Raw genomic sequence first — 14,923 nt, forward strand, 5'->3', positions numbered from 1 at the left:
TGACTCCCGAGAGTTACCCCCCCTTCAAGTCCTTCTCCGCGTTCCGAAGTTCGTCGAGCTCATGGCTCAGTGCGGCCACGATCACCTCCTCGATCTTAGAGACCCTGAGACCGTGAGAGAGTGCTAGCTCCCTGACCAGGATGTAAATTCTCGGATCCTTGGGTCCGTAGAGCTCCCAGTCGCATATCTGGCGAAGGTCGGCATGCTTGGTAGGCGGAGGCAAGTTGTTGTTGATGCCATTGACAGCCTGTCGAAGCCTTTCTTCATCTTTTTCGGACATTTTGGACCCTTACTCGAGAGCATTGCATCATGAAACACGCCTGCAGCAGCTACCATGAGGTCATTTCTTCAATCGGGCGTTTCGATCCATCATGCGTTGCATCTTTGCGCCGGTGCCTGGTGACGCATGGCTGCTGGTCGTGGCCGACGCATTCGATGAACCGGCGCTGTGCGTAGTTGATTGGCTCGCAGCCGTATTACCAGGACCTTTGGAGGAAGGTTTTGCTTGCCGCATCTCACGCCGGGCGGGCATCATCTTTGCGATATTTCCGCTGATCGCGGAAGCAGCCCAGCCAGCCTGTAGGTTCCCTGATATCATGGGTACAATAACGGGGATCGCGACTACCATTACAAGGGACAGGATGACGACACCCAGGAAGGGCACCATCTTGCCTGCTTTATCGGCCGTATCCACAGAGCCAAGATCACTGACCAGAAGTGTTGTTAGACCAAAGACCATCGAAAACACTCCGGCTATCACGACCGGGTAAAGCGCGAAGCTTGCCAGAGAAGAAAGCCAGCGATGGAAGTAGTCCTTGGTCGCGTCGAACATCGAGCAGAGGATCATGACCGGTGCTAGACCAATTAGAAGCGTGATCATCATCTTAGCCAGAACCAAGACTGCTCCAGCCAGTCCTCCGACCACGGCGATCAACGCCATAAAGAACACACCCATGAGTGCTTTGCTGACCCTAGACATATGGGACGCGGCTTCATTCCCGTATTCTGCCAGCCGGTCCATCTGAAGATCGAAGCGTGCTGCAAAGTAGGACGACCCGACAGCATCCTCGCCGGTCGCCGAGCCAATCAAGCTTCCGGCAAGTTCATCTAGTCCGTCGATTATGTGCTGGCTTAAGAAGTTGAAGTTCGACCAGTTCAGCGCAAACGCCTTGATCAAGCTGATCTTGAAGAGCAGCACCAACATCTCTCGGCCATCCATGGGCCGAATTTGCCATGCCATGTTGATGAAGAGCACGATAATCGCAACGGTCGCGGCCCCCATGATGATCGTGCCGGAAATCTCCGCTGCGGCGGCGAACTGCGAGGTTGCGACGGTATCGAGCCCCTTGTCGGCTGCCTCTACGATGAATGTCACGATCCCCATCAATCGGTCTCCTGACATTGTTCCCGCAGTGCTGCGCGAAGGTTCGAAATGACAGGGAAATACTCGGCGGCGGCCCAGGTGACATGAACGCTGTCTGTCGCCAGCGGATCAGCAAAGTCGAGCGCCTCGAACTCTTCTTTTATGCCGGACCAGTCAGGCCAGAGTGCATCGCAGGCACATGACCCCGCGTCTAGCGCCGCCTGGTGTCGTCGCAGGCTATAGAGGTCGTTCGCGGCGATATTACGCCATGCATCACGGAATCCGCTGTAGGTCAGTTCATCCGGGCGCTGTCGAACCGCGCAGCCGTAGCGATCTGCTTGTGCCGGGCTGACAGAAACTGAAGGCGTGGCCGTGTCTGCGCAGAGGGGACCAGCTAATGCGATCAGAGTAAGCGTGGTAAGCAATTTCATTTCAGTATTCTCCGGTCAGTCGGCGCTTCGAGGTGATTGGTCGATGTGCGTGAAGTCGCGGTTCGGCGCCGCGCTAAGCCAGCCCTGGATCGCGGCGAGATTGCCGTGTTCGCTGAGCACGATTTCCAGGCCGTGGCGAAATCCCTTCGGGCACTGATTGGCGTAGCGTCGGGCCTGAGCCCCCAGTTCAAAGGCATAGCTGTCGTCCCAACATGCCCCGCGACGGATCAGCACCCCGATACGCTCCAAGGCGTCGAACGCGCGATCGCTGCCAGGACGCCATGCCAGCCATGGGTTCACGGGAAAGCGCAGTTTAGTGTCGGAGTGCATGGGGATCCTCCCTGTCTTCGCTCAGCGCGTCTCGAGGTGCTTCTTCGCCCTCTGCGCCTGTTCCATGCTGTCGTTGAGTTGCGCGGAATCCGGCATCCAGGCGCTCAACGCTGCGGCTAAGGAGAGCTGTGATCTGAGCAACGCGATCACGGAGTTGCGTAACCCATCCAGCTCCGTGCGTGTGTCCTCGCCGTAGGTTGTTAACTCCTGTGCGGATTCCTTCGAGGCTTCCGTCAACCGCTCGACGCAGCTCAGCAATTCGCGCTCTAACGCTGTCAGACCATGCATCGCTCACTCCTTCGGAAGAACGAGACAGTCCACCGGCTCCCCCGCCAATTGGCAGCGGTCCAGTGTCGCCCGGCCATCGCGTGGGATCAGGTATGTCGCCTCGGGACGGTCGATCACTCGCAGCCCCATCGTGTTCAGGTTCGGCATCAGCCAGGTCATGACCGACCATGTCGAAATCCCAGTGCTGATCATCAGGCAGCAAGCTACCAATGTCGGCCACATCAGGGCTTTCCACTCTGGCCGTGCTGCGTTCGCGCTCTGTCTCATGAGGTGTTTCCTCACGCGCAGCAGGTAGCCTTCCGTATCGGTCTTGATTGTAGCCAGAGCGTTTTCGGCAATGCCCTTCAAATCGGTCCTGAAGCTCTGCAACTGCGCGTCGATCGAGGCGGCGTTCTCGGCCCTGATCCGCTCCATGTCCGCGTTCAGTCTCTCGCTCAGCCGTTGCTTCGGCTCTCCAGTCTTCATGGAAAATCGCTCCTTTCAGGCGAAACCGCTCTTCGGTCTCGGGGTCTTTGACTGTCAAATAATTCTTGCCCGCTCGGGGCACTTCGAAGCCTGCATCAGTCAGGGCGGCGACCATGCCCGCCCGATCCTCGATCAGCCCCATGGAAATCTGGTCGCCGACCCAGGCATGGAGCCCGTCGCGCCCTGCAGCGCGGTCTGGGGCCTCTGAGACTGTCTTCACCTCGGCCGCGCGCTCTACGTCCATGGGATCTGCCCAGCCATGCGTCTTGTTCATGAGATCGCGCAGGCTGTCGAAGGCGCGCTGATAGCCGGGTGGGGCAATATTGAGGCTGCGCCCGCTGTGCAGCTCCATGCGCGGCGTGCAGAAATGCAGCTCGACGCGATCCTCGTGGGTGTGGCGCACCCAGAGGCAGGCATAGCGGTCGGCATCGAGGCCGGCGAAGGCGATCTCCTCGAAGCGGTCGATCACCTCCTGCTGCTGGCGCTCGGTCGGGGCGTCCTCGCGGGCGAAGCTGACGACGCCAGCGCGGTAGGTCCACTGGTGTGGGCAGGTGTCGATCAGGTCGATCATAAGCTGGGGGTTTCCGCGCACAACTTGGGGCAGCGGTTCGCGTGTCACGGACGCTGGTCGACCTGATGCATCGCGTATCAGATCGCGATTGCCATCGTACGCGAGTACGGTTTCTGCGGTCAGGTACTCGACTGGCCCTGCGCCGCCGCCCCTGCCATTCGGGAAAAACTTGATCAGCATCCCGGCGGCCTCCGATGTGCATCCACAAGGGCCGCAAGCAGACGCTCGATGCTGACCAAGCAGGCGTACAGCTTCATGGCATTGATGCGAGGAATGAAGCCACGACGCTCTGAGCTGTTCAGCCGAGCAGCGATCTGGTTCATGTTGCCCCCGATCTTTCCAATGCCGCGGACTAACAGCGGGTCGACGGGGACTACGGGCTTGCGCCTCCGAGATCGCGTGCCCCAGAGCGCCTCGCGCAGGAGCTCGGAGGCAGGCAGGCTGGCCGATTTGGCCTTGCCTCGGAGCGTTGCCTTTTCTTGGGCGGTGCAGCGGAAGACGAAGGTTTCCGAGAGCGGCTCCTTGGCGCGGGCTTGTCCCGCGCCGGTGGGGTTCGAAGGGGAGGCTTGCCACCCCTCGCAAGGTCCCGTGTCAGAAGCGCCAGCGTATGACATGGGTCGCCTTGCTCCTTGCCTACCGGTCATGACTAGGCACTCCGACTGTGAAGTTTCTGAGTTCGGCGATCAGCGCAGCAATCACTGCATCTCCGCGGGTCGTCTTCCGCGCTAGGCCGATGAAAGCGGCGGCTGGATTGCGGACGGCGAAACGCCCCATGCGAACAGAGTTTCGATCGGCGATTAGCAGGCAGAGAACAGTCCTTAGCTCACCAAGCTGGTCACGCGCGACATCCCACTCCATGCAGGATATGCCCAGCATCTGCGCTCGCTCACGCGCCGCCAGAGAGATCGTTGGCAAGCTCGGCAAATAGGTCTCTCCAGCCGCCTCAGCGTAGATTGAGATGATTTCCCGCAAATCCTCGTTAGCCAACGTGAGAACTTGCGCTGGCGTGATCCTCACGCTGGCTTGCCGTCTACAGGTTTCGATTTTCTCTTTCTGATCGGTATTAGGTCGGACCGAACTGTCCGGCGACGCGGCCTCAACTGTCTGACCAGGTACGCGCGAAAACTCGGTAAGAATGGACTCTAGAGCGTCAATGAGCGCATTCATCCGGCCCGCATCCCTTACCTCGGAAGGGCGGAGGCGTGGGAAGGCCTCACGGGCGGCGCTAAGTGCTTCAGGTATGTCCAAGCCACGTATCTGACGGATCAGGTCGTTTAGCTGGTTCCGATCCTCCTTCAGCCGCTGCGCGGCAACTGATGTCTGACGGATACGCGCCAAGAGCTCTGCAGCGCGGTTTATAAGCGGCGCGAGGTTAACCCCGCCCGCCGAGACGATGCGGCCATCGTCACTGCGTCGTCCGAAGCGCCGTCCATTCGCCGCGCTGGTCCTAAGGATCAGGCCACGTTGTTCGAGTCGGGTCTCAATCCGAGTGACCCTGCGGATGTGGAAGTTCATGCGGTCGGCCAATCCCGCCACACGTTCCCACACGGCGCAGATACGACCAGGCAAGAAGTCCTCTGCGCGGGACAGCCTGAACAGACTGCGCAGATAGGTCAGGTCCTCGTCACGCAAGCCTAAGTCCGTGCGAAGCTTGGCGAGTATATCGAGCAGCTCAAACGGCTTTAAGCCCGCGGGCAGGCCGGAGTGGGTCAGCGTCGTGCTCATACCGTCCTCCCGAAGCTTGCGAGAGAGGGCACGACACTATACACTATGGAGAGACCTACTTTTGAATTGCCGTCGGTGGAAGTTGCAGCTTCCCCGGCGGTTTTTCTTTGTCTGCAGAACGCTGGAAGTCCGTTTACATTTGGCCGGTAAGTCGCTGATCTTTGGTCGTGAACAAAAAGGGGCCGTTTACAGAAAAGTCCTTTTATTTCAATGATTCCAGACGGATTGCAAATCCGTGTACACCGGTTCGATTCCGGTACTCGCCTCCATTATCCCTTAGATTTGAAACCGTCTTTCGAAGCCGATCCGGCAGGATCAGGCTAAGTGTCTGGGCGGCTCAGTCGCTTGGTGCTGGCGCATCGGCAGACTTGTCGCATCTGGCGCTGCGGGCAGATCGACAGCCCAAGCCGCAAAGAAAAACCGCGCCGGCGCGAGATGCGGCGGCGCGGTTTGCGTTTGGGTGACGCTTGCCAGCCGCGTCTAGTCGGCCTTGGCCTCGCCTTTGCGGGTCATGCCGCGCTGAAGAAGGCTTAGTGCAAGGACCGTCATCACGACGCCCGACAGAAGGTAAAGCGCTGCGGCCCACAGGCCGAAGGTCGACGCTAGCAGCAGGCCCAGCAGCGGCGCGAAGGCGGCGCCAAGGATCCACGACAGGTTGGTCGCCATCGCAGAGCCGGAGTAGCGGAACTCGGGGCGGAACCGGTTCGGCACGATCGAACTGGACTGACCGTAGGACAGGCCCAGCGCGACGAAGCCCAGCAGGATGTAGACCGACGGCGCGGTGTTCAGCGTCACGATGGTGAAGCAGACCACAACGATCAGCAGCGCGCTCAGCAGCAGAACCGCCCGTTTCGACATGCGGTCGGCAAGGACGCCCGACAGGATCACCGCGCAGATCGCCAGTGTTCCGCCGATCATCTGCAGCACAAGGATCTGGGAGACCGGCTGTTCGGTGAACAGCACCGCGTAGCTGATCGGGAACACGGTCACCATATGGAACAGCGCGTAGCTGGCCAGAGGCAGCAGCGCCGACAGCAGGATGGTGCGCCATTCGGCCCGGACCAGATCGGCGATGGGCGCGGACCGGAACGAGATGTCGACGTCATCCCCCAGCGTGGTCTGAAGCAGCCGCAGGCGCGCGAACAGAGACACCACGTTGACGGCCATGACCGCGAAGAAGGCAAAGCGCCAGCCGTAGGTGAAGAATTCCTCTTCGGTCAGGAAGCCGGTCAGCACGAAGAACAACGCCGCTGCAACGCAGAAACCGACGGGCCCGCCAAGCTGCGGAATCATGCCGTACATGCCTTCGCGATGTTTGGGTGCGGCGGCCTTCAACTGCAACGTGATGCCGTCCCATGCGCCGCCCAGTCCAAGGCCCTGAATGACGCGGAAAACACCCAGAAGAACCGGCGCCATGATACCGATCTCGTCGTATCCGGGCATCAGGCCAATTGCGACGGTGGACGTTCCAAGCAGCATCAGCGCAAGCGTGACCTTGCCGGTACGGCCGATCTTTTGCTGCAGGCTGCGGCCCGCGAGGCTGGCGATGGGACGGGCCAGAAAGGCCAGAGAAAACAAGGCGAAGGACCAAAGTGTCCCGGTCACCTGGTCAAGGTGCGGGAAGAAGATGGTGGGGAACACCAACGCCGACGCGATGGCATAGACGAAGAAACCGAAGAAGTCGGTGACCCGTGCCATGACGACGGTGATCACGACGTCTTCGATCGTGACAGTATCGTGTGCCGTTGCGCTCGTCATACGAAACCTCAATCCTTTGTTACTGCACCCGCGTTTTAAGGGGATCTGTGCACTCGCGCGGGGAAATGTCGCAGTGGATCACATTGTCCACTTTGTCCACCGGCGTTATGCCGCAGCTGCGAGACGCGCCGTCCCCCCCTTGGCGTTCCTCTCCACCACTCATCATACACAGGTTACGTCAGGCAGCCCATCACAATGGCCCGTTTCTTACTTCTTATCGCTTCCGCAATGCTCTTGTCGGGATGCAATCTTGTGTTGCTCAACCCGTCGGGGGACGTCGCATCACAACAGGGTGACCTGATCGTCTATGCGACCGTGCTGATGCTGATCGTCATCCTTCCGGTCATGGCGCTGACGGTGTTCTTCGCCTTCAAGTACCGGCAGGGCAACAAGGACGCGGCCTACGACCCCGAGTGGGATCATTCGGTCAGCCTTGAGATCGTGGTCTGGTCGGTGCCGATGGCGATCATCGTCTGCCTTGCGGGCCTGACGTGGGTCGCGACCCACCGGCTGGAGCCCTACAACGACCTTCCCCGTGTGTCTGCCGAGACCGCGATCGATCCCAACGTGACGCCGCTGCAGGTGCAGGTCGTCGCGCTGGATTGGAAATGGCTGTTCATCTACCCCGAGCAGGACATCGCGCTGGTCAACGAGGCTGCGGTTGTCGTGGATCGGCCGATCGAGTGGCTGATCACTTCGGACACGGTGATGAACGCCTTCTACGTCCCCGAGATGGCGGGCATGATCTATGCGATGGCCGGGATGGAAACCGAGCTGAACGCGGTGATGAACGCGCCCGGCACCTTCGAGGGGTTCTCGTCGAACTACAGCGGCAACGGCTTCTCGCAGATGCGGTTCGACCTGCATGCGATGTCCGGGGAAGAATTCGACGCGTGGGCCGAAGAGGTCCGCACCGACACCCCGATCCTCGATACTGCTGCGTTCGAGGATCTCAGCCAGCCCAGCATCGACCACGAGGTGACCTACTTCGGCGCCGTCGAGGACGGGCTGTGGAACCGCATTCTGAACATGTGCACCGGGCCGACCGACCTGTGCAACAATGACATGATGATGGTCGATGCCCTCGGAGGAGGAGGCATCGACGGTCTGTGGAACCGCGAACTGTATCGCGGTCTCTGCTCGGCCGATAATCCCGAAGCCCTGTTCGCGATCATGCGGCCGGACCTGCAGCTTCAGGAACTGGAAATCTTGCAGGCGATGGCACGCGACCCGCACGCGGTCCTGCCGTCCTCCTCCACACAGGTAGACTAAGCCATGGCGACGCCCACCCAAGTCGAAACGTCCGCTCACACCACCCACGCGCTGTCCGAGACCCACTGGTTCTGGGGCAAGCTGAACTGGGACATCTTTCCGTTCTACGACCCGATCATCTTCAGCACCTTCATCGGCACCTGCCTGCTGGGCGCCGCGGTGGTCGGGATTTTGCTGTATTACCGGCTGCTTCCGTATCTCTGGAAGGAATGGTTCACCTCGGTCGATCACAAGAAGATCGGCATCATGTACATGGTTCTGGCGACCGTCATGCTGGTGCGAGGCTTTGCCGACGCGCTGCTGATGCGGGGTCATCAGGCGTTGGCCTCGGCCGGGTACGTCGGCTATTTGCCAGCCTATCACTATGATCAGGTGTTCACCGCCCACGGCGTGATCATGATCTTCTTCGTGGCGATGCCCTTCGTCACCGGGTTCATGAACTATGTTATGCCGCTGCAGATCGGCGCGCGGGACGTGGCCTTTCCGTTCCTGAACAACTTCAGCTTCTGGCTGACCGTGTCCGGCGCCGTGCTGATCATGATCTCGCTGTTCGTCGGAGAGTTCGCCGCCACCGGCTGGTTGGCCTATCCGCCCTTGTCGGGGCTGACGTTCAGCCCGGGCGTCGGGATGGATTATTACCTGTGGTCGCTGAACATCGCGGGCATCGGGACAACCCTGTCCGGGATCAACCTGATCGTCACGCTCGTGAAGATGCGCGCACCGGGCATGAGCTGGATGAAGATGCCGATCTTCTGCTGGACGACCCTGTGTACCAACGTGCTGATCGTCGCCAGCTTCCCGGTCCTGACCGCAACGCTCGCCCTGCTGACCGCCGACCGATACCTTGGCACCCATTTCTTCACGAACGACATGGGCGGCAATCCCATGATGTACGTGAACCTCATCTGGATCTGGGGCCACCCGGAGGTTTACATCCTGATCCTGCCGATCTTCGGCATCTTCTCCGAGATCGTGTCGACCTTCAGCGGCAAGCGCCTGTTCGGCTACACCTCGATGGTCTACGCGACCTGCGTGATCATGGTGCTTAGCTACATCGTGTGGCTGCACCACTTCTTCACGATGGGTGCGGGCGCGGACGTGAACTCGTTCTTCGGGATCACGACGATGATCATCTCGATCCCGACGGGGGCGAAGCTCTTTAACTGGTTGTTCACCATGTACAAGGGCCGCATCCGGTTCGACCTGCCGATGATGTGGACGGTGGCGTTCATGCTGACCTTCGTGGTCGGCGGGATGACCGGCGTGCTGCTGGCGGTGCCGCCGGCGGACTATGTGCTGCACAACTCGCTGTTCCTTGTGGCCCACTTCCACAACGTCATCATCGGCGGCGTGGTGTACGGCATCTTCGCCGGCATCACCTACTGGTGGCCCAAGGCGTTCGGGTTCCACATGGACCCGTTCTGGGGCAAGGTCAGCTTCTGGGGCTGGGTCGTCGGCTTCTGGCTGGCGTTCATGCCGCTGTACTTGCTGGGACTGATGGGCGTCACTCGCCGCCTGAGCCAGTTCGAGGACACGATCTACGCCGCCTACTTCATCACCGCCCTTGTCGGGGCGCTGCTGATCGCGGTCGGGCTTCTGGCCTTCATCATCCAGATCGTCGTGTCGATCATCAAACGCAAGGAACTTGCCGTCGATGGCGACCCGTGGGACGGGCGGACGCTGGAATGGTCCACCACGTCGCCGCCGCCCTACTACAACTTCGCGCATGGTCTGCAGGTGCACGACCTTGACGCGTGGCACCAGATGAAGGCGGCCAAGTCGCAACGGCCCACCTCGGGATACCAGCCGATCCATATGCCGCGGTCCACGTCCACCGGCATCATCATCTCGGGCTTCCTGACGGTGATGGGCTTCGCGCTGATCTGGCACGTCTGGTGGCTGGCGGCCCTGACCTTCGTCGCCTCGGTGGCGATGGGGATCGCGCACACGTTCGACTATGACCGCGACTACTACATCCCGATCGACGAGATCGACGGGATCGAGAATGGCCGGTCCAACGCAACTCCGGCGGAATGAGACAATGACAGCACAGACTGCATCCCAGCCCGCACAGGGCATTGAGTTCTACGTCCTAGAGGATCCGAGCGACTCGGATCACGGGCATCACATTCCGGAAACCGGAACCATGCTTGGTTTCTGGATCTACCTGATGAGCGACTGCCTGATCTTCGGCATCCTCTTCGTGATCCACGCCGTGCTTGGCACTTCTTACGCGGCGGGTCCGTCGCCGTCGGACCTGTTCGAGATCGAGAAGATCCTGCTTGCGACGGCATTCCTGCTTGCATCGTCGATCACCTACGGCTTCTCGGTGATCAACATGCAGCAGGGCAACCAGCGCGGCATGATGGGCTGGCTGGTCGTGACCGGGCTGTTCGGCCTTGGGTTCCTTGTGATGGAACTGTTGGAGTTCCAGCACCTGTGGCACATCGGCGCCGGACCGGGGGCCAGCGCGTTCCTGTCGTCCTTCTGGTTCCTTGTCGGGACACACGGCCTGCACGTCACGGTCGGCTGCATCTGGCTGGTGATCCTGCTGATCCAAGTCGGGCAGCACGGACTGACCGAGGCCAACAAGCGGCGCATCCTGTGCCTTAGCCTGTTCTGGCACTTCCTGGACCTGATCTGGATCGGGGTCTTTTCCTTCGTCTACCTCACGGGGGTGCTGCTATGAGCGCCGACAATCACTCGTCTCACGGATCGTACCGGTCCTACCTTATCGGCTTCGCGCTGTCCGTTGTCCTGACGATCATCCCGTTCTGGGTTGTGCTCGGCGAGGTCGAGATCAGCACCGCCGCCGCAATCGCCATTATCTTCGGGCTGGGCGCGGTGCAGATCATGGTGCATGTCCACTACTTCCTGCACGTCACGATCAAGGCCGAATCCGGCTGGCAGGTGATGTCGATGGCCTTCACGGCAATTCTGCTGGTCATCGTGCTGTCCGGGTCCGTTTGGGTGATGACCCACCTGGATGAAAACATGATGCCCGCGCACGAGCAGATCGACAGGGTCAGAAACCTGCCGTGACCGACACGCCGGAACGCGCAGGCCGGTCGCGGGCGGTAGACCTCGGTCTGCTGGCCGTGGCGATGGTGGTCTTCATCACGTTGATCGGCTTGGGCAACTGGCAGCTGCGGCGGCTTGCGTGGAAGCTTGACCTAATCGAGACGGTCGAAGCGCGAGCCTACGCCGACCCGGTCCCTGCCCCCATCGCGACCACGGATCTTGAATACCTTCGGGTCGTCCTGACCGGCACTTACCGGCACGAGGACAGCCTTGAGATCAAGGCAGTGACCGAGCTTGGACCGGGCAACTGGCTGATGACGCCGTTGGAAGGTGCGGGACAGACGGTCTGGATCAACCGGGGCTTCGTCCCCGGCGGCCCAGACCCCGTGACGCTGACGCGGCCCGACGGTCCCGTCACGGTGACGGGACTTGTCCGGCTTAGCCAGCCGGGCGGCACCCTGTTGGAAAACAACGCCCCCGCGGATGACCGCTGGGTATCTGCCGACATTGCCGCGATGTCGGACAACGCGGGCCTGCAGACCGCGGACTATTTCGTCGACGCCGATCACGCGGGCGCCGCAACGGACTGGCCGCGCGGCGGCATGACACGCCTGAACTTCCGCAACTCGCACCTGAGCTACGCGCTGACGTGGTACGCGATGGCGGCGCTTTTGCTGGCGGGCATGGCTTATGTCATCCGCGACCGGCTGCGCAGCCGCCGCCGGACGACTGGTTCGGCCGACTAAGGCACTGCCGCCACGGCCTTACGCGGCGGCGACGGGCGCCACGGCCCAGTCATCTTGGAAAAGCCCCGCAAGAAGCACTCGCCACGCCTGCGCCAGATCTGCAGTCGCGGGTTGTGAGGCAGGCAACAAGTCGGCGGCCATACGTCCGCACATGCCGCGCAGCGCCTCGGTCAGTGCCTCGACCCCCGGCCCGCTTGTAGAAATGGCGCCAGACGCCAGATGGTCGGACAGACCATCCACCCCCGAAACCAGCACCGGTCGGCCAGCGGCAAGCGCCTCTTGCGCCACCAATCCATACGGCTCCCACCGGGACGGCATCACCACCGCATCGCAGGCGGCATAGGCCATCGCCGGATCGGCGGCGAACCCTTGGAACCGGATGCGGGGATCGCCAGCCGCCAAATCTTCCAGCCGGCCGCGTTCCGGCCCATCGCCGAAGATCTTCAGCGAAAGATCGTCGCCCTGCACCGCTTGGAACGCCCGGATCAGCACATCGAACCCTTTCTGAGCGTCAAGACGCCCGACCGCACCAAAACACCGAACAGGCCCGGTCGGACGCGGCAAAGCGCGGAAGCGGGACAGGTCGACCTGCGGCTGTATCACGGTCAGCGCGTCCGGCCGGACCAGATCGCGCGCGGCAAGCCAGCTGGCCTGCGGATGGCTGACGGCGACCACCCGGTCGAACAGGGCGTAGGCCGTTCGAAGAAGGGTGAAGAACCGCCGTGGCGCACTGACATTGGCGGCGACGAACCCGGCGGAATAGCTGTGTTCGACGTGGATCAACGGCGTTCCGGCGTGGCGGGCCCGCAAGGCCATCAGGCCCGGCAGCCCGCGCCACGCGACAGTAAGGTGCGAAACGATGACATCCGCCTGCACCCGCGCACTGGCAGCGCGCGTGCGGGGGACTTCGACGATCTCGTGCCGGGCCAGTGCCGCCATTCCGGGATCGCGGGCAAGGAAATCAAGGTAGCGGGTTACGCCGCCGGGGTTCGTGTCGTCGACAAGGTGGGCAATGCGCAGCATGGGGTCTCTCCGGCTCGGGTCGGTCAGGTGCGTTGGGTGGATTTCAGGTGGGCCAGCAGTGCGGATGCCCTGCCGCGTCCGACAAGGTGCAGCGCAAAGGCAGCCCCGATCGTGGTCAGCGTCTTCGCCGGTTCCGCGACAAGCGGGCGGCGAGACGCGGCAAGAGACGCGCGGACAAGGCGCACGGCCTCGGCCCCGTCGCCCATGCTGAAGGCGCGCCGCGCGAGATAGCGCAGCTGGTACGCGCGCGCAGCCGGGGCATGGCGGTCGAAGAACGTCGGCGCAACCGGCTGCAACTTTCCCACCACCCGCTCCCACGCGGCAAGTTGCTTGTGCAGGCTGGCGGACAGCCCGCCCGGTGCGATGCGGTAGCGGGTCAGCAGGCCCGGGATGCCCTCGATCTCCCAGTCGGTGGTCAGGGCGAACCGCAGCCAGCATTCGATGTCCTCGGACTGACGGAAGCTTTCGTCGAACCACCAGTCGCGCACGGTCTCATGCGCCGGGCGCCAGCGGATCGCGTCCAGCGCGGCGCGGCGGAACACCGGCGCGGAACCGTTCCCGACCGGGTTGCGCAGAAACACCTGCGCGGCGGTCACGTTGCGCAGGCGCGGGCGCATCGCGACCTTCAACGGCCTGCTGTCCATGTCGATCAGTTCCGAGCCGGAATAGCTGAGGCCGACCTGCGGGTTCGCGTCCAGATGGGCGACATGCTCCGCCAGCTTGGTCGGGCGCCACAGGTCGTCCGCGTCGCAGAACCCGATGATGTCGCCGCGCGCCGCGTCGATGCCAGAGTTGCGCGCGCCCGGCAGGCCACGGTTCGGCTGTTGCACGATGCGGATGCGCCTGTCGGCAAAGCTGCGGGTCACGGCGACGGTGCGGTCGGTCGAACCGTCATCGACCACCACGATCTCGAAATCCGTGAAGGTCTGCGCAAGCAGACTGTGCAGCGTCTCGGGCAGGGTCCGCGCGGCGTTGAAGGCGGGGACGACGATGGAAGCTTTGGGCATGGGAAATCCTTTCAGGACGCAAACAGGCGCTGGCGCAGGACGCGCGGCAAGACGGGCGCAGAGATCGCCCCGGCCAGCGTCAGCCCGCCGCGGCGCACATCGGATAGGAAGCCGCGCGGGCTGGTGCGAATGCCGGCAAGCGCAAAGCGCAGCGCCTCGGTGCGCGGGGCGTCGACCCGCAGCGCGCGGCGGGACAGGTACCGCAGGTGGATCGCTTCGGCGCGGGCGTCCGGGCGGTGCCCAAGCCGCGCGGCAGTGGCGACAGCCGCGGCCCGGCCAGCGCGCATCGCAGCAAGGTCCGAGGACAGGCCGGACGGGCTGGTGCGATAACAGACCTGAAGGCTATCGATGCCGCGCAGCGAAGCGCCCGTGCCGACCAGCCGGATCAGCCACTCCAGGTCCTCGTTGTGCACGACGCCGGTGTCGAAACCGCCGGTGGACAGGAAGGCGTGGCGCACGACGGACAGGTTCGACATCGTGCACACCGGGTTCTCGGCCAGCAGCATCGGCACAGTGACGTCTTCAAGCGGCACGGTCGACTGCGTGCGCCCGGTGTCACCGTCGAAGAAAACGATCCGACCGAAACATGCGTCGGCCCCGGTGCGGATCGCCCGGCCCGTTTCGGCAAGCTTGGCGGGCAGCCACAGGTCGTCCGCATCGCAGAACGACAGGATGCCGCCCCTTCCCTGCTTGGCGCCGAAGTTGCGCGCGGCACTGGGGCCCTTGCCCGGGTTGCACAGCAGTCGAAACCGCTGATCGCGCGCGGCGAAGGCGGCGGCCAGTTCGGGCGTCGCGTCGGTCGAGCCATCGTCGACCAGCAGACACTCCCAGTCGCGGACGGTCTGCGCCTCGATGCTGCGCAGCGTTTCGGCAAGGGTGGCGGCCGCATTGAAGCAGGGGATCACGATAGAGAAACGGGGCAT

The 14,923-nt window shown here is 62.4% G+C and carries 18 protein-coding genes; 6 read left to right on the forward strand and 12 right to left on the reverse strand.

The features are described 5' to 3' along the window. Positions 1 to 13: 13 nt before the first annotated feature. The 6 genes from P1K30_RS16960 to P1K30_RS16985 are packed head-to-tail and all read right to left on the reverse strand — an operon-like array spanning position 14 to position 2,877. Positions 14 to 280: a hypothetical protein gene (locus P1K30_RS16960; RefSeq protein ID WP_275633957.1), complete on the reverse strand. Its 267-nt coding sequence runs from the start codon at positions 278 to 280 to the stop codon at positions 14 to 16. Positions 281 to 340: 60 nt separating this feature from the next. Then, the gene (locus P1K30_RS16965) at positions 341 to 1,384 is read right to left on the reverse strand and encodes a TrbL/VirB6 family protein (protein ID WP_275633958.1); all 1,044 of its coding nucleotides are present in this window, start codon (positions 1,382 to 1,384) and stop codon (positions 341 to 343) included. Further along, positions 1,384 to 1,794: a hypothetical protein gene (locus P1K30_RS16970; RefSeq protein ID WP_275633959.1), complete on the reverse strand. Its 411-nt coding sequence runs from the start codon at positions 1,792 to 1,794 to the stop codon at positions 1,384 to 1,386. Before P1K30_RS16970 ends, P1K30_RS16965 begins: the two co-directional genes overlap by 1 nt. 15 nt (positions 1,795 to 1,809) lie before the next feature. Then, entirely contained in the window at positions 1,810 to 2,124 is a 315-nt protein-coding gene (locus P1K30_RS16975) for a hypothetical protein (protein ID WP_275633960.1), read from the reverse strand. 21 nt (positions 2,125 to 2,145) lie between these two features. Continuing rightward, a complete protein-coding gene (locus P1K30_RS16980) occupies positions 2,146 to 2,412 on the reverse strand; it encodes a hypothetical protein (RefSeq protein ID WP_275634150.1) in 267 nt (88 codons plus the stop codon). Positions 2,413 to 2,415: 3 nt separating this feature from the next. Continuing rightward, positions 2,416 to 2,877 (reverse strand): hypothetical protein, encoded by a 462-nt coding sequence (locus tag P1K30_RS16985; protein WP_224948830.1) that lies wholly within the window; start codon positions 2,875 to 2,877, stop codon positions 2,416 to 2,418. Between the two features lie 259 nt (positions 2,878 to 3,136). Here P1K30_RS16985 and P1K30_RS23995 point away from each other — a divergent pair, with 259 nt between their 5' ends. Beyond that, complete coding sequence (locus P1K30_RS23995) at positions 3,137 to 3,514, forward strand: hypothetical protein (RefSeq protein WP_379560370.1); 378 nt, start codon at positions 3,137 to 3,139, stop codon at positions 3,512 to 3,514. Positions 3,515 to 3,621: 107 nt separating this feature from the next. Here P1K30_RS23995 and P1K30_RS24000 read toward each other — a convergent pair whose 3' ends face one another. The 3 genes from P1K30_RS24000 to P1K30_RS17005 form a co-directional block, all read right to left on the reverse strand. Next, positions 3,622 to 4,092: a plasmid mobilization protein gene (locus P1K30_RS24000; RefSeq protein WP_420852171.1), complete on the reverse strand. Its 471-nt coding sequence runs from the start codon at positions 4,090 to 4,092 to the stop codon at positions 3,622 to 3,624. Beyond that, positions 4,082 to 5,173, reverse strand: a complete 1,092-nt coding sequence (locus P1K30_RS17000; protein WP_275633961.1) for a helix-turn-helix domain-containing protein — start codon at positions 5,171 to 5,173, stop codon at positions 4,082 to 4,084. The genes P1K30_RS24000 and P1K30_RS17000 overlap by 11 nt, the downstream gene beginning before the upstream one ends. 480 nt (positions 5,174 to 5,653) lie before the next feature. Then, entirely contained in the window at positions 5,654 to 6,931 is a 1,278-nt protein-coding gene (locus P1K30_RS17005) for an MFS transporter (RefSeq protein ID WP_275633962.1), read from the reverse strand. Between the two features lie 195 nt (positions 6,932 to 7,126). Here P1K30_RS17005 and cyoA point away from each other — a divergent pair, with 195 nt between their 5' ends. From cyoA to P1K30_RS17030, 5 genes are read left to right on the forward strand one after another with little or no spacing between them, the layout of a single operon-like run. Further along, positions 7,127 to 8,203, forward strand: a complete 1,077-nt coding sequence (gene cyoA, locus P1K30_RS17010; protein WP_275633963.1) for a ubiquinol oxidase subunit II — start codon at positions 7,127 to 7,129, stop codon at positions 8,201 to 8,203. 3 nt (positions 8,204 to 8,206) lie between these two features. Beyond that, on the forward strand, positions 8,207 to 10,240 hold the full coding sequence (gene cyoB, locus P1K30_RS17015; protein ID WP_275633964.1) for a cytochrome o ubiquinol oxidase subunit I: 2,034 nt from the start codon (positions 8,207 to 8,209) through the stop codon (positions 10,238 to 10,240). A 4-nt stretch (positions 10,241 to 10,244) separates the two neighbouring features. Beyond that, the gene (gene cyoC / locus P1K30_RS17020; protein WP_275633965.1) at positions 10,245 to 10,892 is read left to right on the forward strand and encodes a cytochrome o ubiquinol oxidase subunit III; all 648 of its coding nucleotides are present in this window, start codon (positions 10,245 to 10,247) and stop codon (positions 10,890 to 10,892) included. Continuing rightward, positions 10,889 to 11,245, forward strand: coding sequence for a cytochrome o ubiquinol oxidase subunit IV (cyoD, locus tag P1K30_RS17025; protein ID WP_275633966.1), 357 nt, complete (start codon positions 10,889 to 10,891; stop codon positions 11,243 to 11,245). The genes cyoC and cyoD overlap by 4 nt, the downstream gene beginning before the upstream one ends. Beyond that, positions 11,242 to 11,970: an SURF1 family protein gene (locus P1K30_RS17030; protein ID WP_275633967.1), complete on the forward strand. Its 729-nt coding sequence runs from the start codon at positions 11,242 to 11,244 to the stop codon at positions 11,968 to 11,970. Before cyoD ends, P1K30_RS17030 begins: the two co-directional genes overlap by 4 nt. An 18-nt stretch (positions 11,971 to 11,988) precedes the next feature. On the opposite strand, the gene P1K30_RS17035 is transcribed toward P1K30_RS17030, so the two are convergent. The 3 genes from P1K30_RS17035 to P1K30_RS17045 are packed head-to-tail and all read right to left on the reverse strand — an operon-like array spanning position 11,989 to position 14,923. Beyond that, complete coding sequence (locus P1K30_RS17035) at positions 11,989 to 12,993, reverse strand: glycosyltransferase family 4 protein (RefSeq protein ID WP_275633968.1); 1,005 nt, start codon at positions 12,991 to 12,993, stop codon at positions 11,989 to 11,991. A gap of 23 nt (positions 12,994 to 13,016) precedes the next feature. Further along, on the reverse strand, positions 13,017 to 14,000 hold the full coding sequence (locus P1K30_RS17040; RefSeq protein WP_275633969.1) for a glycosyltransferase family 2 protein: 984 nt from the start codon (positions 13,998 to 14,000) through the stop codon (positions 13,017 to 13,019). A gap of 11 nt (positions 14,001 to 14,011) precedes the next feature. After that, positions 14,012 to 14,923: a glycosyltransferase family 2 protein gene (locus P1K30_RS17045; protein ID WP_275633970.1), complete on the reverse strand. Its 912-nt coding sequence runs from the start codon at positions 14,921 to 14,923 to the stop codon at positions 14,012 to 14,014.

It is taken from the genome of Psychromarinibacter halotolerans (assembly GCF_029168315.1).
Lineage (GTDB): Bacteria > Pseudomonadota > Alphaproteobacteria > Rhodobacterales > Rhodobacteraceae > Psychromarinibacter > Psychromarinibacter halotolerans.